Below are 24,231 nucleotides of genomic sequence, written 5' to 3'. Positions count from 1 at the left end.
TTGGAGTTTTAGTTTATGAAATATAATTTAATTAGTAGTAGCGTAGGTCTTTTTCTGAAAGAAATGAGAAAAGAAAAAAATTTAACGGGAAAGCAGTTAGCTAAACTAATAAATATCAGCCAACAACAGATATCGCGTTATGAAACAGGAGCGAGTTCTTTATCCTTAGATCAGTTGAATGATATATTGGCTGTACTGGATAAAAGATGGATTGAACTAATTTATTATATAGATGATGTTTCAGAGAAAGAGAAAGAGAAAGAGAAAGAGAAAGAGAAAGATAAAGAGAAAGATAAAGAGATTAAATCAAAAAAATATTTGAGTTATATAAATAATTCAACTAATGATATTTTCAAGTAATGATTAAATTAATGTGATCATTAAATTAATATAATCATTAAATTAACCAGCGACAATAAATTCATGTAATGCTATGAAAATATGATGCTTATATATTTTTAGTATTACTAGTAATTCTTGTCATTAAAATAAATAGAGAGAGTTATATGTTAAATAATAAAATCAAAACTGTTTTGTTATCAACCATCATTGCTGCTTCTTTTGCTTCAGTTGCTAATGCTGATACTCGTACTGCGCAAGCAACAGCAACATGGCAAGCTACTGCAATTAAAGATACTACAAGTATGTTAGTTGTTACCCCATTAAAAAGCTTAACTTTTAATTATGCGGAAGGTCAAAAAAGCTTTAACCAACAAAATGGCGCATTTGATGTTGCTATCCAAGGCCAATCTGGTGCAACAGATTTTAAATTAGAATCAAAAATCATTTCTAATACATTAGCAAGAACTACAGATGATTCTAAATTAACTGTTGGTATTAAATGGAATGGTGAAGATTTAACTAAAACTACAGATACTGTTTTAATTGATACATCTAAGGGCTTAACTTCTGGTTTAGATAACTTAGCTGCCGATGGTGTCTATAACAGTTCTGACCGCTCTACAGATCGTGGAGAATTCACATTTGTGATTGCGAGTGCAGAATCTGCTGGTGCAGCGACTGATTTTAAATCATTGGCTGATGGTACATGGGATGGTGATGTAAAAGTTCAGTTTACAGCATCTTGGGATGGCGATTTCACTCCAGCACCTTAATTAACGAATTATTTATTATTAATTAAATAATTATCACGATAGAGATATTGTAAGGAAATAATATCTTTATCGTTATTCTTTTTGAAAATATGCTTATGAAAAATATAATATTATTTTTGGCTTTATTGCTAATTCCTTTAAAAAATAGCGTTGCTGTAAATGTAGGTAATATTACTGAAATAATGTCAACAGATGAAGATTTTTTAGCAAAAGAAATTGAAAATACAGTTGATACTGCTAGGTTAGTTAATTTAACCGTTGATAAGATTGATTCACCTCTTGAAAATGGCAATATAATTTCAGCTGGTGATCCTAATGAAATTTTAACAACACCAGCGAATTTAATTCTTCCAGGTAAAGCAAAAGATATATTTAGAATTATTTATAAAGGACCAAAAGATGATAAAGAACGTTATTATCGATTAAATTGGAAAGATGATCCCATTGGGGAAAGCGGTGTAACAAAAAGCTCAAAATCGGCATCAGCGACAACATCTGCAACAATTAGCACTATTCTCGTTGTTGCGCCAAGAATTGAAAAATTCGATTATCAATATAAAAATTCTCAAGTATCTAATATTGGAAATAGTTCATTTCGTGTTGTTGCATCAGGACCTTGTTTACCTGAAAAACAAAAAAGCGGTGTAGACGGTATTTGCCGTGAACGTTATTACCTCATGCCAAATTTAGCCGTAAAATTACAATTTGTCGATCTCGCAAATAAAAAATCTAGTGTAGGTATTTGGCACAAAGGAGAGTTCATTGTCGTCAAATAATTAAGAATGGACTTAAATCATGCGCAAGAGTGCTATTGCTTTATCAATACTAGCTATTATTTTTTCAAATGCTATTCATGCCAATGAAATAAAAAGTATTAAAATTGGTGGATATATTATTCCTCCTGCTTTTGTCAGTGCATTGGAGGAAGGAATGTCTGTTCCTGTTTTCTTACGATTAAGTGATGAAGATAAAAAAAATCAGAGCGAAAGCAAAATTGCTGATGCAGTTATTGTAATTGATCAAAATAAAATTAAATTATCAAGCATTCATCTCATTGATAGTAATCAGGGGCCGAAGTTAAATAACTTATTGATGGATAAGCTAGAAAATAAAAATAACGTTATTTTTGATGAGCATAACGATATAGTTATTGATTCTAATGCTGTTCTTCAATTAAACATTTCATCGTTTAATTTATCATTAGATGTTGATAAAACAGCTTTTGCGGCAAAAGAACATGCTAGACAGTCGGTATTAGGTGATTCGTCAGTTAATTCATTTTCAGCTGTAGCAAACTACGATTTAGGTGTATTTCAAAGTCGTGTTAAAAATGCAAAAGACTCGTCCAGTAGTTATTTTAATTTAGATGCTTTATTTGCAGCAGCAGAGCATCATTTTAATGTTAATGCTTCAGTATATAGTATTGGAAAATCTAACTCGAATATTGAAATTTATCGTGCGATGTATGAACGTGATTTTAATGGATACCGTTTCGCATTCGGGTTGATGAGTACATGGAATTTACAGTCAATAGCCAGTTTAACAGCACTTAGTAGTAGTAAGATTTATGCTGCATCGATTGGAAATAATTCATCCAGCGTGGTAGCCAACAAGCAACAGTCATTAACACCAATTTATGCTTTTCTAAATAGCCCTGGTGAAGTACGTATCTATCGACAAGGAAAGTTATTAAATATTCAAAACTTCCCAATGGGAAACTATGAAGTAGACACAAGCATTCTCCCTTATGGTATTTATGAAGTAACAATTGAAACAGTTGTTGATGGAAGGGTTGTCACGACGCAGAATCAAACTATTAATAAATCTTTCGGTGCAATAACAGGGAATTTCAACAAGCTGAACTGGGAGGTTTATGGTGGATATGTGGATTTCGATAAACGTCATTATATAAGAGACGAGAATTCACACACAAACACACCGGAGAAAAGCTATTTAGCAGGCGTTTCTTTTGCTTATAACTTTCCTGTGTTATCTGGTGTTCGTTTTCAAATGTCAAATTATGGGTTCGATAAATTCCTTGTCCAAGAAACTAGTGTAAATGTGGCATTAAATAATTATGTTTCAGCGTCTTGGCAGGGGATGTTGGAAAATCACGGTAGTTATCGCAACATTGCAACAATTTCTATTAATATCCCTGAAGGCTATGGCTCTTTATGGGCATCAAAAGAAAAAACAGTCATTACTGGTGATTTACCCGTTTATGATGCTAATAACTATTCGTATGGGGCAACTATTAATTTCGATAGAATAATTGATAGAACTGGCTCATTTACGATTAGCAATACTAAAGACCTACGTGTTGGGAGTAATTCAATTAACTATGAATATGCGAATACGTTATTTTCAGGCCGTTACGGTACTGTGGGGTTAAGGGCGGGGGTTCAGCGATATCATTATGATAACCAAAATAGCACTAATGAAAAATATGTTAATTTAGATTTTTCATTACCACTTTCTTCGTGGATAAGTACCGGTATGTCTTCCACTAATGGAAATATCAAAGCAAATATTTATGCGAATAAAAACTTTGATAACTCTGTTATTACCAATGCCGGAGTTTCAGTTTCTAAATTAGTGCGTGATAAAGATAATGGTGAGTCAGATTTTTCGACACTGGGTTACGCTTCTTATGATATGAAATATAATTCGGGTACAGTGACAATAAATCGGCCTGATAATAATCGAATTAATGGTAATTTAACATCACGCGGCTCGGTTGCTTATAGCGACGGTATGGTAACGCCAAGCGGGCAGCAAGGTAAATCGGGAGTTATTATTAATTCTGATATTAAAGGTAGTGGCAGTATGATCGCTAAAGTAAATGGGCAAAACTATCCAATTAGTGGAAAAAATACGTTTATTCCATTATCTCCCTATTCAGATTATGAAATCCAATTAATGAATAATGGCAAGTCAAAAGACAGCTTTGACATTATCTCAGGTCGAAATAAATCAGTGACTTTATATCCAGGAAATATTGCTCTTTATCAACCAGAAGTGAGGCAATTAGTGACGGTATTTGGTCGTCTGAAATCACCAGATGGAGAATATATCAAATATGCTTCAATTCGAAATCATATTGGTCGAACAAAAACGGATCAAAATGGCGAATTCTCAATGGATGTTGACGTTAGGTACCCAGTGATATCGTTATTACAAGATGACCAACAAACAATTTGCGAAGCAGACTTAAACCTTCAAGGTGCTCAAGGAGCATTGTGGGTAGGTGAAGTGACATGTGAACCTCAATCAGCTTTAGCAAAACGTTAATTATTTATTTAAAGGTTTATATAATATGCGATTCTTCTCGATATCAGGATTAATTTATTCATTAATGGCTTTGGCTCCTAATACGTTTGCAGCAACAGCAGCATTACAGGAATATGTTATTGTTGAGAACCAAGTTGATAATGAATTCTTTATTGTTGCTAATAGAATCGATCCTCGTTTTTCGGGTTCGAATGTATTCACTAAATATCAAAGAAATAGTCAAATAAGTCTGGGTTATATGGGATATACAGGTACACCTTTTAGCTCTGCTTATAATATTGGTGATATTTGGTTAGAAAATTCACCAGTAAACCAGCCCTTTTTAGGGAATAGATGTATGACAAGTAGCCGAAATTGCCCTGCGACATCTTATTGGCCAGCACAACAATTACGCGATAATGGGGTCTATAAGGTTCAACAAACAGGAACACCGGGTGAATCACAATACTCAAGGCCGATTTTTTCGGAAGCATTTTATCGTTGGTTGGCAGAAATACCTCCAGGGACAGCATATACATTTGATTTAAGAACCTGCACTAGCCGCGATGATTACGACCTTAACACCACGACCTGTATGACTAGTAGCGGGCGAAAAGACACGCAACAACACTATATTCCCACAAATAAAAGAGGGCATATTATTCTTAAAGGGACGGATGCATTACAGGAGGTTTTTGTTGATAGTAATGGTAACCCGACCATTGGTCTAGGCTCTAATTTTTGTTCTACAGCGATCGTTGGGAGAGATTCCGGTATTATTTGTAAATTGGTTGAGCTAGAAACCAAAGGGGCATCGATTAGTGGCACCTTTACTGTTCGTATGTATATCGATCACCAAAAATTAGGCTTAACGAGAGCGCCAACGGCTTCAAGGATCCAATATAAAGGGAGCAATAGTGCTCGTTGGACAAATTGGTCTTCAACGACGAATATGTCTGAAATATTTACGAACGGTTCCAAAAGCATTGATGTTTTCCTCACAAATACGTATTTAAAGTCAATTGTTGATGCTTCTCCAAATTCAACAGTGACACTCGCTGATAGTGTGTATACCTTTGGGTTCGAATCATCATTACCACAATCAGGGTATTATGAGTTTACTCCCTCAAATTACCTTGTTATTAAACCAAGAGATTATGGGATTAGTATAATTCCTGCGGATTTTAATCCACACCAATCGAAAACGGGAAAAGTTGGTGGTAATGAGCCGCCGATTGAATTTAATTATATCGTTACGACGAGTGGTCCAAGACAAGCCGATTCTATTACTGCTAAAGTTGATGGCCCCAAGACAACTTTAAAAAACCAATCTTATTGTTTATTTAGTTCAGATGATAATAAGTTTAATGTGCCATTTTCTGCTTACCTTTCATTCAAAAATAATAATGGCTCAAAGGAATCACATCGAGCAAGCTGTGATAGTAATGAAATTTCGCTGAAAAATGCGTTATGGGAGGAAACTCCATGGGATAGGCCAAACGAAGATTTAGGTTCATTTTATAGAACAAATCTGGATTTATTATTTCCGATGAATGAGGCTAATTCATTATTTACTTTGGATGGTATTGATTGGCTAGGAACTGTATCGGCGAGCGGCACTGTGACCGTTAAGGCAATTTGGACAGGGCCGGATATCCAATAAGTATTTCCCTTAAGTCTAGTTTTGGATTTGTAAATATGAAGCTAATTTCCTTATTGAAAGTTCTATTACTGATGGTATTGTTTTTGTCCAGAAGTAATGCGTTCGCTCTATACATTGACTCTGATATCTCGTCAATGGAGCCAGGGATGCAGTTTTTTTCTAAGCCGTATCTTAATAATACAAAAAAAACTAATTTATATAATTTTAGCGCCTATCAAATTGATAAACCAGGCAGTAATGAACAAGGGCGCTCAATTCAAGATGGAGAAATTATATTTACTCCACTTAAAAAAATATTATTACCGAGAGAACAAGAATTCTTTAAGATTTTTTATCGAGGGCCAGAAGATAATAGAGAGCGTTACTATAAAATTATTATTAGTGAAACACCTCTTGACATGCGAGATGAGGATGAAAATAGGAAACAACCTTTATTTTACCCAACGGTTAGTTTAGAAACCTATTTTGTTGTGAGGCCAAAAAATCCAGATTTTAAATATGATATCAATCAAAGTGAGGGCGTACTTAAAAATACGGGAAATACCTATTTTAGAGTATTAGTTCATGAAAATTGTGATATGGATGATGACTCACAGCCTTATGTGCTTTATTTATTGCCTAATCAGGAGTTTAAAGACATTCGTTTAAAAAAGAAAAGTCGAAAGTATATTGTTATTTTTGATAAATATTATCCTATTGGTAATTGTGGTTAACCTGATGGATGTTGTCGAAATTTCCGAGAACTAGTCATGAGATGGAAGGATATCGATGACCTTAGACATCAAGCTATCCGGTTTATAGGCCCCGACTAACGCAAGTCGGGTTTTTCATTTAACAGTTAGTTTTTATCATATCCCACGACATAGGGCACTATCAGCCTAATATTTATTATGTTGTTGGCAAATCTACCCTATGCTATACGATATTTTTTGTTTTAAATATATTTCTAGCATATCAATTTCAATACATAGTTATATTAGTGATTTAATTAATGAATAGGCTATGTGCTAATTATTAATTTTCATTTTTCTCTTATTTAATATTTTCATTGTTTTTAACTCTATGATGTTAAATTGATTTTTATTTTTTGATTTTAAACTATTAGTTTGTATTAAACATTAAATAATTCGTTAATTTAAATATATCAGCTAAGGATTAAGTAATTAAAAAAATAGATGTAATAAGGATGTTTTAACCGTTATTTATTACGATATAAATACCCAACAAGTGAGGAAGCTTAATTATTCTTACTGTACTAAATCATCTTGATATCAGCATGAAGAAATCGCGAATTTAGCTATCATAATATTTGTGATCTTGCTCTCAAACTAGAAGGTAGGCGCAAATATCCATATAAACAACCAATAATTACATAACTGTTTGAGCATTAAAGCTCTACATTTCTACAACGAGTAAACCATTATTAATGGAATGTTAAAATAAGCTTTATTGCCAGATAGATACACAACATCGTTTATAACGATATTTTTATCCATCGTATTGATGTGCAGTGATAGGTTGTACAACTAGCATCGTAGAGAATAAAGAGTTATTAAGGGTAACCCCTTTGTTTTAACACGAATGTTTCCTCAATAATCGTAATAAAAACATTCTTTTTTAGCTGATGCGAACTCAGTATTACAATGAAAAAAAAGAAAACGCTAAATGTTTATCTAAAGATAAATAATGAAATGATTACCCGTTATTTTGACCACCGGACAGAGGTATGAGATGAATAAAATAAATTTAGGGAAACTATTATCTGCCAGTTTACTGGGGTTAATTATGTGCTCTACAGCGGCAATCGCACAAGAAGTTGAAGTGGTAAATATTTCAAAAATTGGCGGAATGCCTTGGTTTAATCGCATGGGTGATGGTGTGACTGAAGCAGGGAAAGAATTGGGAATTAATGCTTATCAAGTTGGTCCATCCAGTACTGATGCCCCTCAGCAGGTTAAAATTATTGAAGATTTAATTGCTAAAAAAGTATCTGCTATCTCTATCGTACCGAATGATGCCAACGTGTTGGAGCCTGTCTTCAAGAAAGCACGTGAAGCAGGGATCGTGGTATTAACTAACGAGTCGCCGGGACAACCAAGTGCTAACTGGGACGTAGAGATTATCGATAATGAAAAATTTGCAGCTGATAATGTCGAGGAAATGGCGAAAGTAATGGGCGGTAAAGGCGGTTATGTTATTTATGTCGGGGGCTTGACAGTGCCTCAGCATAATTTATGGGCCGATTTGTTTGTTAAATACCAAAAAGAACATTATCCAGAAATGTATGAAGTTACTAGCCGAATGCCTGTAGCGGAAAATATTGATGATGCACGTCGCACTACATTAGACCTGATGAAAGCTCATCCAACGATGAAAGGGGTAGTGGCATTTGGGTCACAGGGCCCAATTGGAGCTGGCCGTGCAGTGAAAGAGAAACGTGCACGCGATAAAGTTTTCGTCTTTGGCATGATGATCCCATCTCAAGCCGCATCTCTCGTTAAGAGTGGCGATATCACAATGGGCGTAACTTATGATCCAGCTTCTGCGGGTTATGCATTAACTGCAGTTGCAGACAAAATTCTTAAAGGCGAAGAGATCACTCAAGATTTAGAAATTCCTAATCTTGGTAAAGCCGATGTTGATATGGATAAACGCATCATCAAATTCCATAAAGTTTTACGCGTTACAAAAGATAATGTAGATAGTTTGTACTAAGAATTATCGTTCCAAATACGTCCTTGCCGAACGTGAATGGCAAGGACGTATGTATTTGAATATAAAAATTATCAGCCTATAAGAGGTCGAAATGGAACCATTTATTTCACTGGGTAATATCAGCAAAACCTTCTACGGTGTGAAGGCGCTCGATAATATGGCATTGACGCTACTTCCTGGAGAGGTTCACTGTTTAGCTGGACAGAATGGTTGTGGTAAATCAACGCTAATTAAGATTATATCGGGTGTTTATCAACCGGATACGGGCGCAGACATTGTTATTGCAGGAAAATCGTATTCACAGCTATCACCGATAGACTCAGTTAAAGCGGGTATTCAGGTTATTTATCAAGATTTATCATTATTCCCTAATTTAACCGTTGCCGAAAATATTGGTATTCATCAATACCATCATAAATTTCTCGTCAATAAACGAGAAATACGTCGAATAGCCGAACAAACATTGAAAAGCATTGATACGCAGCTAGATCTCGATGCGACAGTTGAATCTCTACCCATTGCTCAGCGGCAAATAGTCGCCATTTGTCGTGCGCTTTCACAAGAAGCCAAACTGATTATTATGGATGAACCTACAGCCTCTTTAACTATGCAAGAAGTAAAAGGGCTATTACGGGTAGTGCATGATCTTAAGAAAAAAAATATCTGTGTCGTTTTCGTTAGTCATCGCCTTGATGAAGTGATGGAAATTTCCGATCGCATTACGGTATTAAAAGATGGGAAATGGATTGGTACTTATCCTGCCGCAGACATTGATAATAAAAAGCTCGCATTTCTAATGACTGGCAAAGAGTTTTCTTATGCCGTATTACCGCCAATTCACCAAAAAAATAACATTGCATTAGAAGTGAAAAACCTTAGTCGTGGGCAAGAATATCGCAATATTTCTTTTCAGATACATCAAGGTGAAATCGTCGCAATTACCGGATTGTTAGGAGCTGGAAGAACTGAGCTTTGCCTTAGTCTATTTGGGCTGACTAAGCCTGATAGCGGGGAAATTCATCTTGCAGGTCATCCTGTGCATTTTTCGAGTAACCGAGATGCCATTAAAGCAGGGATCGGTTATGTATCGGAAGACCGTATGAGCACAGGCTTAGTAATGGAGCAATCAATTAACGATAATATAATTTCAACAATTTTAAATCGATTGAAAACACCATTACAACTGCTAAATAAACCGAAAGCCGACAAGGTTGTCGTTGATTTAATTGAGCAACTCACGATTAAAATTGGCAGTGTAAACCTACCCGTCAACACGTTATCAGGAGGTAATGCTCAACGTGTAGCGATTGCCAAATGGCTCGCGATTAATCCAAAAGTTTTGATTCTTGATGCGCCCACAGTGGGGGTGGATATTGCGAATAAAGCGGGGATTTATCAGATAATTTCAGCGCTAGCGCAAAAAGGTATCGCTGTGTTGATGATTACCGATGAAATTGATGAAGCTTTCTTTAACAGTCATCGGATTTTAGTGATGCGTAAAGGTGAAATAACATCTTCCTACTTACCTGGGGAAATAACAGAAAATATTCTGTCTGAGGTGGTTAATGGTTAACAAATTCGGTATTAAAGGCCACGAATTATTTCTAGGTTTAATCATTATTATCATCGGTGGCTATCTATCGTTTGCCAGCGATGACTTTATGACACTAAGTAATATGTACGATTTATTAAATAACTACGCAATGCTAACAATCTTAGCGTGTGGGTTATTTATTGTACTGATATCCGGCGGGATTGATATTTCGTTTCCGGCGATGGTTATTATTTCTCAATATATTATGGTGACCTTAATTCAAGGCACTACTGGCAACTTTGCGATTGCATTTGCTCTGTCTGGAGGCGTTGGCTTGCTATTGGGATTAGTTAACGCGGCGTTAGTTAATCGACTAAAAGTACCTTCAATCATTATTACCATCTCAACGCTGAATATATTTTATGGATTACTCCTTTATCTGACTAAAGGTGTTTGGCTATATAGCTATCCTGAATGGTTTGAACACGGGGTAATGCTCTTTCAATTTACTGCAGCAGATGGCTACGACTATGGTTTAAGTTTGCAAATTATTACTTTAGTCGCTGTTGTGGCGTTAACTGCAGTCATTATGAATAAAACCAGTGTGGGTCGCATGATATATGCGATGGGTGGAAATAAAGAAGCCGCTTCTCGTATGGGATTTGGCATATTTAAACTGCAATTATTTGTTTATGGTTATATGGGGCTAATGTCCGGTATTGCGGGTGTTGTTCAATCAGCAACTGTCTTGACTGTTGCCCCAGACTCTTTGCTAGGCTATGAGCTGACAGTATTAGCCGCAGTTGTATTGGGCGGCACTAGCATTATTGGTGGAAAGGGCACATTGCTAGGTACGTTACTCGGGGTAACACTACTCGCCGTACTACAAAATGGTCTTAATTTGTTAGGTATCTCTTCATATTGGCATACCGTGGTAACTGGCTTAGTCATCGTAATCAGTATTAGCATGACTGCATGGAGCCAGCGTAAGAGTCAGGGGGTTTAATCATGAGCGCAAAAAAAGTAAAAGATAATGTTGAGATTTACCTGAGTTTATTAATTGCAGCGGTAGTGGTTGCCTTCAGCTTTTTGATTCCAAACATTTTTTGGTCTTCAGCTAACTTTCAATCTATTGCCACTCAGATACCAGTGCTTGGTGTATTAGCATTAGCAATGGCGGTTACTATGCTTACCGGTGGGATTAACCTATCGATTATTGCCACGATGAACGCCTGTGGTTTAGTGATGGCATGGGTTGCAACTCATTATCCGCCGACGATCAGTAGCTTTGTCCTGGTGATACTTTCTGGTTTAGCCATGGCGCTAGTCATTGGGTCAATTAATGGTTTTCTGATAGCGGTAGTGAGAGTATCACCTATTCTTGCGACGCTGGGTATTATGACTCTGCTTAATGGTATCAATATTTTGATATCCAAGGGCTCGGCTATTTCTAATTTCCCTGAATATATCTTAGGGATTAATAGCGCAAACATCCTAGGAATTCCTGCTCCACTGCTCGTGTTTTTGGTTGTTGTGGCGGTTGTGTGGGTTATTTTAGAGAAAACAACTTTTGGTCGAACTCTTTATTTGGTTGGTTCAAATGAACGAGCTGCTTATTATTCAGGTATTAATACACGTAAAACGCTGGTTTGGGTTTATATTTTGTCTTCAGTTTTATGCGTTATTGCTGCGCTATTAATGATGTCAAAGCTTAACTCTGCTAAAGCCTCTTATGGTGAGTCTTATCTGTTAGTTTCTATTCTGGCGGTAGTCTTAGGCGGTATTAATCCTGATGGTGGTTTTGGGCGAGTATTTGGTATCGTAATGGCGCTAATTTTGCTGCAAATGCTAGAAAGTGGCTTAAATATTCTCGGTGTTAGCAGTTATATTACAATGGCGCTATGGGGCAGCTTACTATTAGCCTTCATTTTTTTGAAAGGGATTAATATTCCCCAGCTGTTTTCTAAAAGCTAATATTTTACATCTTTGATAGGCAACCTATCTTGTTGTGAATGGGGCACTCATCAGTGCCCCATTTTTATTTCAAGAGGTAAACTAGCCTTCAGAATCGGGATAAATCATCAACTCTATATTACGGCGGCGGAAATCACTTGGGCTAACGCCAACTCGTTTACGAAATACTCGTGAAAAATACAATTGGTCATCATAGCCAACAATTCGGCCAATTCTGGCTATCGATTCTTGGGTTGTTTGTAGCAATAATTTAGCTCGAATGACTCTCTGGTCTTCGCGCCAACGTAACATATTGATGCCAATCTCCTCGCGGAAAAGGTGCGCAAGCCGAGAGGGTGAAAGACAGACATGATTAGCAATATCTTCGATACGAATATCATCCGCTAAATTGCTGGTCATATACTGACACGCTTCGATAATTCGCGGATCCATCATTGTATGCGCTGACTGCGGTTCTTCTTCAATACTACGCAACAATAAACGTTCGAGTAAGTTCATGGCGAACTCTTCTGACAGGCGCCGTCTTGACTGATGAATTTGATCAATTGAAATAAATAATTGCTCGAATTCGTCTTGTAGCTCAGCCGTTTTCAGTGTTAAACGCCCCACCTTCTTTGTCTGGTTGCTCCATTCTAACCAATCGGCCCAATACGCTCTAGGGCGAAAATAAATCCAACGGTGATACCAGCAATCACTATGCGGCGATCGGCCGTAATAGTGTGGTTCTTTAGGTTGAAACAGCAACATATCTCCAGGGTTACAATAAAAGGTCTCTTCCCCGTCAAATATTTGCCCTTGCCCCTTAATTGTAAGATTTAAAATATAGCCTTTCATGCCGAAGGCGCGGTCGATAAAAAAATCAAGAGGCCCATCTATAACAATAGGTGTTAGGCCCGCTACTAGATAAGCATTGAAAGAGTATCCCGGCAGTAAGGGATCTGGCTGTGAGTCAGGTATAGTTCGTTGATACACACTTTTTCCTCGCAACTGACAATATAACAAGTAACAGGCTATGCGGCATCATAACGCAATAGTATGGATATTTGACATTATCTTTTGGCTAAATTTTAATTTTCTAGACTGATTAAATTATCATCATTCATAGTGTTAAACGAAGCCAAATCTACACATTTAGTCCGCACCTAACCACCTGTAATTTTGAACTAAGTCACAATTTATTTGAAGAAAGCAGGATCGTACATATTTCTAGCTAACCGCTCCTCGCTGATTGAGTAAATTTTTTTTATGGTACGGATCTAATTATTATTACTGTTGAATTTGAGGTTTTTTATGTCAAAAGATGCGATCGCTCTCGGTCTGGATTTTGGTAGTGATTCTGTACGTGCTCTGGCCGTTGACTGCATAGAAGGCTCTGAAATTGCAACAGAAGTTATTTATTATCCGCGTTGGCACCAGGGATTATTTTGTCATCCATCAAATAACCAATTTCGTCATCATCCATTGGATTATATTGAATCCATGGAGCAAGCAATTAAAGCTGTCGTTGCTATGTTAACACCTGAGCAACGACAAAATATTATTGGCATTGGTATTGATACGACGGGATCAACACCAGCACCTATTGATAACAATGGGCAAGTTTTGGCTTTGCGTCCAGAATTTGCTAATAACCCCAATGCAATGTTCGTTTTATGGAAAGATCACACCGCTATTGAAGAAGCAGAGGAAATCAATCGGTTATGTCGTAGTGGCCGTTTTAACGACTATAGCAGCTATATTGGTGGCGTGTATTCATCCGAATGGTTTTGGGCCAAAATCCTCCATATCTCGCGCATCGATAATGCCGTACGTGATGCTGCGGTATCTTGGATTGAGTTGTGTGATTGGGTTCCTGCGTTATTAAGTGGTACTCAAGCACCTAATAGTATTAAGCGTAGCCGTTGTGCTGCAGGACATAAAGCGTTATGGCATGCAGATTGGAATGGCTTACCACCCAGAGACTTTCTTCAAACGTTAGATCCTATTTTAGTTAACGATCTCGATTACCCTCTTTTTACGGATACTTATACAGCAGAAAAACCAGTAGGGCGTATCACCCAAGAATGGGCCGAACGGCTTGGTATCCCTGATAAAGTTATGATTGCTGGTGGTGCATTTGATTGCCATATGGGTGCAGTTGGTGCGGGAGCTCAGCCTTATACGTTAGTAAAGGTGATTGGCACATCAACCTGTGACATTTTATTGACTGAGCATCAGCATGTGGGTGATCGCGCTATTGCAGGTATTTGCGGCCAAGTCGATGGCAGTGTTGTTCCAGGACTCATTGGCATGGAAGCTGGGCAGTCTGCATTTGGTGATATGTATGCGTGGTTTGGTAGCTTATTAAGCTGGCCATTACAGCATGCATCTCAACAAAATCCAGAGCTTGCGGCAACTCTCAAACAGATAGAATCAACATTATTACCTGCATTAACCGATGCATGGGCTCAACAAACCTCATTAGATAAGTTACCCGTTGTACTTGACTGGTTTAACGGCCGTCGAACGCCATTCGCCAATCAGCGCTTAAAAGGTGTGATCACTGATTTAAATTTAGGAACTGATGCACCAGCTTTATTTGGCGGATTTATTGCTTCAACAGCATTTGGTGCCCGCGCGATTATGGAGTGTTTTGTTGAACAAGATATTCCGGTTGAAAATGTACTTGCCCTCGGTGGGATCGCACGTAAATCACCCGTAATTATGCAGGTTTGTGCAGATGTTATGAATCGTCCCTTGCAGATTGTTGCATCTGACCAATGTTGTGCATTAGGTGCTGCAATTTTTGCCGCTGTTGCCGCGGGGGTACACCCTACAATTCAAGAAGCTCAACAGCATATGGCTAGTCCAATTGAACGCTCAATGCTGCCGGATCCAATCCGTTCAGCTCAATATGAAAAAATTTATCAACGCTATCAAAAATGGAGTCAGGTTGCTGAACCTTGCTATGCCGCCAATGTTGAGTAGTGTAGAGTTATTGTACTTATAACTATTGCACTAAACAGGCAGGCTTACACTATGAAAGTTGAGATGAACATCTTTGAAAAGTCAGAAGTTTGGTTTGTTATTGGTAGTCAACATCTGTATGGACAACAGACTCTGAAGCAGGTCGCACAGCAAGCCGAAGAGGTTGTAAAAGGGCTAAATAAAGATGCAGGATTGCCAGTTAAATTAGTCATGAAACCATTGGCGACCACTCCCGATGAAATTGCAACGCTGTGCCGTGAAGCCAACTATGCAAATAATTGTGTGGGGATAGTGACTTGGCTACATACGTTTTCTCCGGCAAAAATGTGGATATTAGGCCTCAATTTGTTGGAAAAGCCATTACTGCAATTACATACGCAATATAGCAATGCTATTCCATGGGAGTCCATGGATATGGACTTCATGAATTTAAATCAGACCGCTCATGGTGGGCGAGAATTTGGCTTTATTGGCGCACGTATGCGTAATGAATACACCGCCATTGTTGGCTCTTGGAAAGATAAAGATGTTCATCAAAAGTTGAACCGTTGGATACGTGTTGCGGTGGGTATTCACGAGAGCAAACAGCTGAAAGTAGCCCGTTTTGGCGACAATATGCGTGAAGTGGCGGTGACCGAAGGCAATAAAGTCTCAGCTCAAATTAAGTTTGGTTATGCCGTTAATGGCTATGGATTAGGTGACTTAGTATCTGTCGTGGATAGCATTTCGCAAGGCGAAGTGAATGCGTTAATTGATGAATATGAAGCCTCTTATCGGCTTACAGATGCAGTGAAAGTCAATGGCTCTAAACGCAATAATTTAGTTGATGCTGCACGCATTGAGCTCGGTATGAAGAAATTTCTTGAGCAAGGTAATTTTGGTGCGTTTACCACAACGTTTGAAAACTTATATGGTTTAAAGCAACTACCAGGTTTAGCGGTACAACGTTTAATGCAGCAAGGTTATGGTTTTGGTGCTGAGGGTGATTGGAAAACGGCTGCATTATTACGCATCACAAAAGTCATGGCTCAAGGCTTGAAAGGCGGAACCTCATTTATGGAGGACTACACTTATCACTTTGATCCTGAAGCAGGTAAGGACTTAGTGTTGGGCGCTCATATGTTGGAGGTTTGCCCTTCTATTGCCTGTGAAGAAAAACTGTTGCTCGATGCGCAATATCTTGGTATTGGCGGTAAAGACGATCCTGCTCGCTTGATTTTTTCGGCTAATTCAGGCGTAGCATTAAATATCAGCTTGATTGATATGGGAGATCGTTTTCGTTTGATAGTGAATACGGTGGATACCATTGTACCTCCTCATACGTTACCTAAATTACCTGTTGCTCATGCAGTTTGGAAATCACGGCCTTCTCTGCCGGTTGCTGCTGAAGCATGGATTTTAGCGGGTGGTGCACATCACACCGTATTTACTCAAGCATTGGATATTGAATACCTGCGTATCTATGCCGAAATGTGCGGCATTGAAATGCTAGTGATAGATGAGGAAACCCGAATTCCTGCATTTAAAAACGAAATTCGCTGGAATGAGGTTTACTACAAATTATGTGGTTAACTGACTGATGGTATTATTGTTTTTTTGCCACAGATTGCGCGATCGATAAGTCGATAACGCTATTGGTGAGGAATGTTTTACCGTTAACAGTCTAAAAATAAAAGGTTAAGTGATATGTACCAACAACTTAAAAAACAGGTTTTAGACGCTAACTTAGCATTACCTCGCCATAATTTAGTGACATTTACTTGGGGAAATGTCAGTGGAGTTGATCGCGAGAACAATATTTTTGTCATCAAGCCATCTGGTATTGAATATGAACACATGACTTTGGAGGATATGGTTGTTGTGAGTTTAGATTCAGGAAGAGTGGTTGAAGGTACTAAAAAACCATCTTCAGATACAGATACGCACTTAGCGTTATACCGTGCATTTCCTGATATTGGGGGCATTGTACATACACATTCGCGACATGCGACGATTTGGGCTCAGGCTGGGCGAGATTTATCTGCATGGGGTACGACGCATGCTGATTATTTTTATGGTTCGATTCCCTGTACTCGACCTATGACTGCACAGGAAATTGATGGGCAATATGAGCTAGAAACTGGGCGTGTGATCGTCGAAACGTTCACATCGCGCGGAATTATGCCAAAAGATGTCCCCGCAGTACTGGTTCATTCTCATGGGCCTTTTGCATGGGGAACTGATGCAAATAACGCAGTGCATAACGCTGTTGTACTCGAAGAAATTGCGTATATGAACCTATTTACTCGTCAGCTTTCGTCAGAACTCTCGGACATGCAGAAAGAGCTGTTGGATAAGCATTATTTACGCAAACATGGTAAAAATGCATATTACGGTCAGTAAGTTAACGAAATTGTCGGGATAAGAATCTGCTCAGAATTAATAAGTAATCGAGCAGGTTTATCGTCATTCAAAATAAACGACAATTTGATTATGCCAGTATAAATATTGCTGAGCTTATTATTAGTTAATCCGATATGGTTATTAGGATTACCTATTGTTAATCAATTTGGCAGGCACCGGTATTTTAACGTATTATTGACTGCCATCTCTGAGTAAATTACTTATTCTTATTGTTCTATATGATCCCTACTTTGGCTATTTTAAAATAACCTTACCAAATCCGAACTGATCAAAATCTAAGAAAATAAATTAGGCTAATTTATCCCACACTTAGCGGGTAGGATAAATCGGCCAGAGATATTTTTAACGTTGAAATACTGTTTTATTCATCTTGTTCATCTAACTGAACAAGAGCTAATAACAACTGACTTAATGCACTATAAAAACCAAACTCATCATATTGATGACAATTTTTGCAAAACTCAGGGAGCCATTGCAATAAGATGGATAATGTTTGCTTGCGTAATTCATCAATTTCTTCATGAATCATATCCTCTTCACCTAATGAAAAATGTAGATGGCTGAGTAATTCAAGAAATATAGATAAATGGTCGGTTGGTTCATGAAAAACTTCATCTGTTTCCATACCAGCCTCAAACAATAACCGTTTTATCTTCTCATTTGTCTGTTCATCTTTTAGATAAACAGAAGCATAAGGCAACGCAGATTGCTTGTCTGACATTAAAAACAAACTACAGAAATCAGCTGCTAACTCAAGTTGAGCATCGTTACGCACTTTAAGTGCCGCTATTTTCGATGTTAATCCGGTTATTGCGTCTGATAATGACGGTTGATTTTGTAACATTGAAAACCAGTCCGCCATTTCGTCGGACTGGATTTGTATCAATTTTTCATTATCTAACTCACGCAAAAATAATTGAGCTAGCCATGCATAAACACAGGCTATCTGTTCTGAGGTTAACGCTGTTTGTTTGGTCATTTATTTAACCTGTTGAGCTGGCACATATTCACATTGTGCCACCATTTCGATAGGTCCACCAAACGCGGTTACGTTCTCCAATTGCCCAGTATATTTTTCGATTTCAACTAAGGTTGTATGTGCACTGGTTGCTTGTGCGAGTTGTGAGCTACCTATATCCAGAGTTAATACGTTTGGATTGCCGTATTTACATAATGAATTTATCTCACCGCCTTTGGCCGGATCGTACCATGCGCCTTCGTGAATACGTGCAACGCCAGAGGTATAAAGGTCAGATACCACAGCAGCAGCTAACACCTGACCACGGTCATTAAACACTCTGACAATATCACCATTGTGAATACCTCTAGCGTTAGCATCCTGTGGGCTAATGAATACGGGTTCTTTTCCATTAACGGAATAATATTGACGTAGTGCCGGTGACTCACACAGCTGAGAATGTAAGCGAAAATCAGGGTGAGCAGATTGTAAGTGTAGCGGCCAACGTGTTGAACCTGGGCCACCATGAGAACGTTCAACTTTTTCAAACCACATAGGGTATCCCTGACAATCATCATATTGCATGTCAGCGATGGTTTTTGAGAATATTTCAATTAATCCACTTGGTGTACCTAGTGGCTCAAGATCTGGGTCTTCCCTAAATGCTTGATGGCGAATAAACATCTGTGGATGTTCAAATTCCACATAGCCTTCATTTTCCCAAAAAACATCAAAAGCAGGAAGATGGATACCGCGTCCTTTACCTTGTTGGCTACCTTCTTTCCAAATACGTTTTAGCCAACCCGTTTCGTCTAAGCCTTCAGTAAATGCCTGCTCACGGTTAAAACGGCGGCACAGGTCACGGAAAATATCAAAGTCATTCCGTGATTCAAACTGTGGCGGTACTAATTGTTTCATGGCAATAATGCCACGATTAGAATGGTTACCGTATTGGTCAAGGTCATTACGTTCAAACTGTGTTGTTGCAGGTAACACAATGTCGGCAAAGCGACAGGTTGATGTCCATTGGTTATCAATAGAAACAACGGTTTCGAGTTTACGCCATCCTTCAATAATACGATTGATCTGCTGATGACGGTGGAATGGATTAGTACCTGCAAATACGCACATCTTGAGTGGCGGTAATTTAACTTTTTTACCATTCCAATTGATGACTTTTCCCGGCTCTAAAATAGCATCAATAAAACGAGCAATAGGGATAGTACTACTATAGCCTTTATAGTCAGTGCTTTCGTGGACTGGTGGTACTTTAGTTGAGCCAGAGAAACCACTTAGAATAACACCTTGGCGACTTGGAGTACCTGCACCATTATAATGCCAACCAAATCCAAAACCTCCGCCCGGTAAACCAATTTGGCCTAACATTGCGGCTAAAACGACAACCATCCATGACCATTGCTCACCATGTTGCATACGCTGGACACACCAACCTGCAATAATTTGGGTTCTATCCGCCGCCATTTGTTGTGCTAATGTGCGGATAGTTTTAGCATCGATGCCACTGATTTTCTCAGCCCATTCAGCATCTTTAGGTTGCCCATCTGTTTCGCCCATTAAATAAGGCACGAACTGCTCGAACCCAACACAATATTCTTTGAGGAAGTTTTTGTCGTATAAATTTTCTGTATAAAGCGTATGTGCGATAGCTAATTGTAGCGGTACATCACCTTGAGGGTTAACTGCAATGTGTTGAACGTTGTCGCGGCCTAAATAATCGTGAGTTGAAGTGATTACAGGGTCAATACTAATCACTTTAATTTCACCGCTTGCGGCTTTCTCTTTGAGTTGTTCATAATAGGCGTAAACATCATGATCAGGGCACCACCAGTTAGCTTGCTGGTTTTTAATAAGATCAGAGCCCCACAGCACAATTGTTTTGCTATTTTGTAACACGAGTGGCCAAGAAGTTTGCTGTTCATAGACTTCCATTGAGCCAACAACACGAGGCAAAATAACTTGTGCCGCTCCCGTCGAGTAGTCACCACCCGTACTGACACTATTACCATGCAGCGCAATAGCACGAGCTAACATACCGGATGCATTATGAAACATTCCTGTAGATTGCCAACCACTTGCGGTTAACAATGAACTCGGTCCATAGGTAGTTTGAACACGCTCTAATTCTTGATAAATAAGATCTAGCGCTTCATCCCAAGAAACACGCACAAAGCGGTTATCTCCACGTTCAGAGGTATCGCTTAAATGACGTTTACGCATCCAATCAACACGTACCATTGGATAACGAATACGTGCGGTTCCATGAACATGATCAGGCAAACCAGCAATCATTTTCGATGGGTATTTATCATGCTCAAAAGGTTTTGCTTCGATAAAACGCCCATCAACGATAGTGGCTCGAATCGCTCCCCAGTGAGACCCTGTTAATATCCCTTCTTGTACTACTGCGCTTTGTTCTGCTGTCGTGGCACTGGCTTTACGTGGTGTTAATAAGGATGGGCCTAACATACCCGCAACTGCCAATCCACCTAATTGAGTTAGGAAGCGCCTACGAGAAGCTTGAAATGTATGATTATTTTTCATTATGTTCTCCATTATCGTGGTGCGGATTGCCTGCGGTATCTGATGCATTCATTTGTAGATATTTCAATAAAGTACGTTCTTCGCGTTTATCTAAACTGGTAAAGCCAATCATGCCGTTTAATGTGCCTATCCAACCATTGGCATCAAAGTGTAATTTATCTGGTGCACCATGGCATTGATTACAAGAACCGTTATAAAGGGAGTCTGCGTAAGCCCAAATAGGTTTAATATCGTCGACCATATCGCCTTTTTGCATCCAAGCTGTGGCTTGTAACTTGCTCCATTTGGTATCTGTAGCTGCAACAGTAGTCGTTTCTAATGTTTTAACATTTTCTTGTACATCACCACGGATAGAAGCAACAAAAATACGTTTTCCTGGTAATGCAGATAGCACACGTTGACGACCATCACTCTCAGTCCAACCTGTGATTTCTACTTGTAGCCAGTCACCATCACGTTTTAATACTTTGACTTCAGATGCAGGTAATAATGAACCTGCTGGCTCTTTATCGCCTTTTTCTGCATAAAGAGGTTTAATATCAAGAGAGTAGAGTATATCGCCATCGCTATTTGCTTTAGCACGTAATTCATCAAATTGTTTACGGAAACCGCTGCTCATATCCGGTAATTGGTGAGCAATGCCTTTATGGCAATCAATACAAGACTGGTTATCTTTGGCGGCAATTTCCATTTGGCGCGCTGCTTCAGGATTTTGTTTTGCGTGATCCATCGCATCATAATTGTGGCAAGAGCGGCAGGTTGCGGAGTTATTTTCTTTCATGCGAGTCCACTCGCGTTCTGCAAGTTCTGCGCGTTTAGCTTCAAATTTTTCTGGGGTATCTATCGAGTGAGCAATAAATTCTTGATACATATCATTGCTTGCTTCTAATTTCCGTTTAATCATGCCTGGTAGGTCAGGTGGAATATGGCAATCATGACATTCTGCACGGACTCCAGAGGCATTTTGGAAATGAACAGATTGTTTATATTCTTCATAAACTGGCGTCATACTATGACAACTTACACAGAACTCTGTTGAGCTGGTGACTTTTATTCCTACGTGAGGTAAGACAATCAGAGCAATACCGACAACAATACCAATAACAACTAGCGTTAATACTGACCAACGAGCACTAGGCCTAAACAACGCTCTCCAGAGTTTCCGCATAATAGTCTCTATAAATATAAGGTTAATAATAGAAGATCTTATGCAGTAAATATGAATGGCGGTACTGGTCATGATGAACAGCTTACGGCAATATATGAACAGATATGAACAGAAAGAGATCAAGCAGATGACATCACACCACATTGTTATTGTTGAAGACGAACTCGTTACCCAGACTCGGTTACAGGCTTATTTTGAGCAGGAAGGGTATCAAGTTTCTGTTACTGATAGTGGTACAGGTTTGCGTGATATCATGGAACAGCAGCATGTTGACCTGATTTTATTGGATATTAACTTACCGGATGAAAATGGTTTAATGTTAACCAGAGCGCTACGTGAGCGTTTTACCGTTGGAATTATCCTAGTGACGGGACGAAGCGATCAAATTGACCGTATTGTTGGGTTAGAAATGGGGGCGGACGATTATGTTACTAAGCCTTTGGAGCTCCGCGAGCTGGTGGTTAGAGTAAAAAATCTTTTATGGCGCATAGACTTAGCAAATCAAGTACAGTCGCAGCCAATATCACAAGAGAATTGCTATCAATTTGCCGATTATTGCCTAAATGTATCTATGCACACGCTAGAATGTAATGGTGAGGCAATCAAGCTAACCCGTGCGGAATATGAAATTTTAGTCGCATTTGTCACTAACCCTAGAGAAATTCTCAGTCGTGAGCGCTTATTACGTAGACTTTCAGCACGACGAGTAGATAACCCTGATTTACGAACAATTGACGTGCTGATACGTCGTTTACGACATAAATTGAATGGTGATTTATTGGTGACCCAGCATGGTGAAGGTTACTTTTTAGCCGCAGATGTATATTGATAAACTGGTCGGAAGCCACCCGGAGATAACGAAGAATGCAAGTGTTCTTTATTTGTATTTTCTTCTGTCAGCACTAAGATAGGTGGGCTAATATTATCGAGTACCGGCTGGCCTTGTAATACCTTAATTGCTTGTTCAATAGCTAACTCACCTTGCCAAACCATTTGGTCACTTGTTGCCATAATGATCCGTCCTCTTTTTAAGCCTCGATAAACTTGATGTGAAAGATAAAAAGAGACAATTTTCAAGGGCTTTTTGAGATTGCGACCTTCCCCCATCGCAGCTTCCGCAGCGATAGCCGTTCCGGCAACAACGTCGATATCAGGATGGTCTTCTAAGGCCTCTTGTAATAAATTACGTTGCACCTCAAGATCATTATCGCCAAGGGCAATATCGATGATTTGGACTTGGCTTCCTGCAATTGCCTCGCGAAAACCTGCTTCCATTTCACGGCTGCCGCCTGCGTTATCAGGACCGGGCATGAGTAAGACTTTCAATGGGTTACCATTACTCCATTGCACTAAGTAACGGCCGGGCTGATATCCCATTTGGAACCAAGGAACGCCAACTCGTGTTTTCACCGTTTTATCATGAATGGCATTGATCACTTCAATAACCGGTAAATCACCGACTTGCTGTGTCAGATTTGGAAACGTGGTTGTACTGCTGCCAAGTAAGATGGCATCTGCTCCCCACTGTTTACATTGTGTTATCTGTTTTTGTTGAATTGCCAGTTGATTATAGCCACCGGCTTCTAACACCTTTAGGTCGATACCATAGGTATGTGCTGCTTTTTGCATACCATAATTAACTGACAGCCAATAGGAGTCTTTCAGGCTGGGATATAATGCGCACAGTTTCCAAACATTTGTGGCCTCTGTGGAGGATTGTTTTTGGCTATCAAATCGCAGCTCATCACGCCAATGCAGTAACGCATTATTTTTACTTGCTGCTAAACCAAGCATCGAGTAAAAAGTGATAAAGAATAAAATAAATATGCGCATGATAGCCTCATAGACGATAAACCGTTATCGTAAATGCTTTCTTATTGCGAACTCAACCTTTTTAATTTG

General features: G+C 38.8%; 19 protein-coding genes. 14 read left to right on the top strand and 5 right to left on the bottom strand.

What is annotated here, in order from left to right; genetic code table 11:
- Nucleotides 1-15 precede the first annotated feature (15 nt).
- The 10 genes from OOA_RS15685 (at nt 16) to OOA_RS15640 (ending at nt 12,271) form a co-directional block, all read left to right on the top strand.
- Nucleotides 16-360, top strand: coding sequence for a helix-turn-helix domain-containing protein (locus OOA_RS15685; RefSeq protein ID WP_008913147.1), 345 nt, complete (start codon nt 16-18; stop codon nt 358-360).
- Between the two features lie 146 nt (nt 361-506).
- Entirely contained in the window at nt 507-1,115 is a 609-nt protein-coding gene (gene ecpA, locus OOA_RS15680) for a common pilus major fimbrillin subunit EcpA (RefSeq protein WP_008913146.1), read from the top strand.
- Nucleotides 1,116-1,210: 95 nt separating this feature from the next.
- Complete coding sequence (locus OOA_RS15675) at nt 1,211-1,891, top strand: EcpB family pilus assembly chaperone (protein WP_008913145.1); 681 nt, start codon at nt 1,211-1,213, stop codon at nt 1,889-1,891.
- Between the two features lie 19 nt (nt 1,892-1,910).
- On the top strand, nt 1,911-4,406 hold the full coding sequence (locus OOA_RS15670; protein WP_008913144.1) for a TcfC E-set like domain-containing protein: 2,496 nt from the start codon (nt 1,911-1,913) through the stop codon (nt 4,404-4,406).
- Nucleotides 4,407-4,431: 25 nt separating this feature from the next.
- Nucleotides 4,432-6,048, top strand: a complete 1,617-nt coding sequence (locus OOA_RS15665; RefSeq protein WP_040691692.1) for a hypothetical protein — start codon at nt 4,432-4,434, stop codon at nt 6,046-6,048.
- 35 nt (nt 6,049-6,083) lie between these two features.
- Complete coding sequence (locus OOA_RS15660) at nt 6,084-6,761, top strand: hypothetical protein (protein ID WP_040691690.1); 678 nt, start codon at nt 6,084-6,086, stop codon at nt 6,759-6,761.
- Nucleotides 6,762-7,779: 1,018 nt separating this feature from the next.
- Nucleotides 7,780-8,763, top strand: a complete 984-nt coding sequence (locus tag OOA_RS15655; RefSeq protein ID WP_008913141.1) for an autoinducer 2 ABC transporter substrate-binding protein — start codon at nt 7,780-7,782, stop codon at nt 8,761-8,763.
- Between the two features lie 91 nt (nt 8,764-8,854).
- Entirely contained in the window at nt 8,855-10,336 is a 1,482-nt protein-coding gene (locus OOA_RS15650; protein WP_008913140.1) for a sugar ABC transporter ATP-binding protein, read from the top strand.
- Nucleotides 10,329-11,303: an ABC transporter permease gene (locus OOA_RS15645; RefSeq protein ID WP_008913139.1), complete on the top strand. Its 975-nt coding sequence runs from the start codon at nt 10,329-10,331 to the stop codon at nt 11,301-11,303. Before OOA_RS15650 ends, OOA_RS15645 begins: the two co-directional genes overlap by 8 nt.
- A gap of 2 nt (nt 11,304-11,305) precedes the next feature.
- A complete protein-coding gene (locus OOA_RS15640; protein WP_008913138.1) occupies nt 11,306-12,271 on the top strand; it encodes an ABC transporter permease in 966 nt (321 codons plus the stop codon).
- Between the two features lie 81 nt (nt 12,272-12,352).
- Here the strand turns inward: OOA_RS15640 and araC are convergent, their stop codons facing one another.
- Entirely contained in the window at nt 12,353-13,243 is an 891-nt protein-coding gene (araC, locus tag OOA_RS15635; protein WP_008913137.1) for an arabinose operon transcriptional regulator AraC, read from the bottom strand.
- Nucleotides 13,244-13,561: 318 nt separating this feature from the next.
- On the opposite strand from araC, the gene OOA_RS15630 reads away from it, so the two are divergent.
- From OOA_RS15630 to araD, 3 genes are all read left to right on the top strand, one after another.
- Complete coding sequence (locus OOA_RS15630) at nt 13,562-15,238, top strand: ribulokinase (protein ID WP_008913136.1); 1,677 nt, start codon at nt 13,562-13,564, stop codon at nt 15,236-15,238.
- Nucleotides 15,239-15,301: 63 nt separating this feature from the next.
- Nucleotides 15,302-16,810, top strand: coding sequence for an L-arabinose isomerase (gene araA / locus OOA_RS15625; RefSeq protein ID WP_008913135.1), 1,509 nt, complete (start codon nt 15,302-15,304; stop codon nt 16,808-16,810).
- Nucleotides 16,811-16,924: 114 nt separating this feature from the next.
- Nucleotides 16,925-17,620: an L-ribulose-5-phosphate 4-epimerase gene (gene araD, locus OOA_RS15620; RefSeq protein ID WP_008913134.1), complete on the top strand. Its 696-nt coding sequence runs from the start codon at nt 16,925-16,927 to the stop codon at nt 17,618-17,620.
- Between the two features lie 382 nt (nt 17,621-18,002).
- On the opposite strand, the gene torD is transcribed toward araD, so the two are convergent.
- Genes torD through torC form a run of 3 tightly spaced genes read right to left on the bottom strand, consistent with a single transcriptional unit; the run spans nt 18,003 to nt 22,329 of the window.
- Nucleotides 18,003-18,620 carry a molecular chaperone TorD gene (gene torD, locus OOA_RS15615; RefSeq protein WP_008913133.1) on the bottom strand — a complete coding sequence of 206 codons (618 nt, stop codon included), beginning with the start codon at nt 18,618-18,620 and terminating at the stop codon, nt 18,003-18,005.
- Nucleotides 18,621-21,161, bottom strand: a complete 2,541-nt coding sequence (gene torA / locus OOA_RS15610; protein WP_008913132.1) for a trimethylamine-N-oxide reductase TorA — start codon at nt 21,159-21,161, stop codon at nt 18,621-18,623.
- Nucleotides 21,151-22,329: a pentaheme c-type cytochrome TorC gene (torC, locus tag OOA_RS15605; RefSeq protein ID WP_008913131.1), complete on the bottom strand. Its 1,179-nt coding sequence runs from the start codon at nt 22,327-22,329 to the stop codon at nt 21,151-21,153. The genes torA and torC overlap by 11 nt, the downstream gene beginning before the upstream one ends.
- A gap of 127 nt (nt 22,330-22,456) precedes the next feature.
- On the opposite strand from torC, the gene torR reads away from it, so the two are divergent.
- The gene (torR, locus tag OOA_RS15600; RefSeq protein WP_040691688.1) at nt 22,457-23,158 is read left to right on the top strand and encodes a two-component system response regulator TorR; all 702 of its coding nucleotides are present in this window, start codon (nt 22,457-22,459) and stop codon (nt 23,156-23,158) included.
- Here the strand turns inward: torR and torT are convergent.
- Nucleotides 23,131-24,162 (bottom strand): TMAO reductase system periplasmic protein TorT, encoded by a 1,032-nt coding sequence (gene torT, locus OOA_RS15595; protein ID WP_008913129.1) that lies wholly within the window; start codon nt 24,160-24,162, stop codon nt 23,131-23,133. The two genes, torR and torT, sit on opposite strands and share 28 nt — an antisense overlap.
- Nucleotides 24,163-24,231 lie beyond the last annotated feature (69 nt).

Source organism: Providencia burhodogranariea DSM 19968 (assembly GCF_000314855.2).
In the GTDB taxonomy this organism is placed as follows: domain Bacteria; phylum Pseudomonadota; class Gammaproteobacteria; order Enterobacterales; family Enterobacteriaceae; genus Providencia; species Providencia burhodogranariea.
Note: the sequence above shows the minus strand (reverse complement) of the source record. Positions and strands in the feature narration are given on the sequence as shown.

What these genes read in the sequence shown, in the direction of transcription:
- OOA_RS15650 (WP_008913140.1), top strand. Translation starts at nt 8,855, where the DNA reads ATGGAACCATTTATTTCACTGGGTAATATCAGCAAAACCTTCTACGGT.
- OOA_RS15640 (WP_008913138.1), top strand. Translation starts at nt 11,306, where the DNA reads ATGAGCGCAAAAAAAGTAAAAGATAATGTTGAGATTTACCTGAGTTTA.
- torA (WP_008913132.1), bottom strand. Translation starts at nt 21,161, where the DNA reads ATGAAAAATAATCATACATTTCAAGCTTCTCGTAGGCGCTTCCTAACT.
- OOA_RS15675 (WP_008913145.1), top strand. Translation starts at nt 1,211, where the DNA reads ATGAAAAATATAATATTATTTTTGGCTTTATTGCTAATTCCTTTAAAA.
- OOA_RS15670 (WP_008913144.1), top strand. Translation starts at nt 1,911, where the DNA reads ATGCGCAAGAGTGCTATTGCTTTATCAATACTAGCTATTATTTTTTCA.
- torT (WP_008913129.1), bottom strand. Translation starts at nt 24,162, where the DNA reads ATGCGCATATTTATTTTATTCTTTATCACTTTTTACTCGATGCTTGGT.
- araD (WP_008913134.1), top strand. Translation starts at nt 16,925, where the DNA reads ATGTACCAACAACTTAAAAAACAGGTTTTAGACGCTAACTTAGCATTA.
- OOA_RS15655 (WP_008913141.1), top strand. Translation starts at nt 7,780, where the DNA reads ATGAATAAAATAAATTTAGGGAAACTATTATCTGCCAGTTTACTGGGG.
- OOA_RS15645 (WP_008913139.1), top strand. Translation starts at nt 10,329, where the DNA reads ATGGTTAACAAATTCGGTATTAAAGGCCACGAATTATTTCTAGGTTTA.
- ecpA (WP_008913146.1), top strand. Translation starts at nt 507, where the DNA reads ATGTTAAATAATAAAATCAAAACTGTTTTGTTATCAACCATCATTGCT.
- OOA_RS15665 (WP_040691692.1), top strand. Translation starts at nt 4,432, where the DNA reads ATGCGATTCTTCTCGATATCAGGATTAATTTATTCATTAATGGCTTTG.
- torD (WP_008913133.1), bottom strand. Translation starts at nt 18,620, where the DNA reads ATGACCAAACAAACAGCGTTAACCTCAGAACAGATAGCCTGTGTTTAT.
- OOA_RS15660 (WP_040691690.1), top strand. Translation starts at nt 6,084, where the DNA reads ATGAAGCTAATTTCCTTATTGAAAGTTCTATTACTGATGGTATTGTTT.
- araA (WP_008913135.1), top strand. Translation starts at nt 15,302, where the DNA reads ATGAACATCTTTGAAAAGTCAGAAGTTTGGTTTGTTATTGGTAGTCAA.
- OOA_RS15685 (WP_008913147.1), top strand. Translation starts at nt 16, where the DNA reads ATGAAATATAATTTAATTAGTAGTAGCGTAGGTCTTTTTCTGAAAGAA.
- OOA_RS15630 (WP_008913136.1), top strand. Translation starts at nt 13,562, where the DNA reads ATGTCAAAAGATGCGATCGCTCTCGGTCTGGATTTTGGTAGTGATTCT.
- torR (WP_040691688.1), top strand. Translation starts at nt 22,457, where the DNA reads ATGACATCACACCACATTGTTATTGTTGAAGACGAACTCGTTACCCAG.
- torC (WP_008913131.1), bottom strand. Translation starts at nt 22,329, where the DNA reads ATGCGGAAACTCTGGAGAGCGTTGTTTAGGCCTAGTGCTCGTTGGTCA.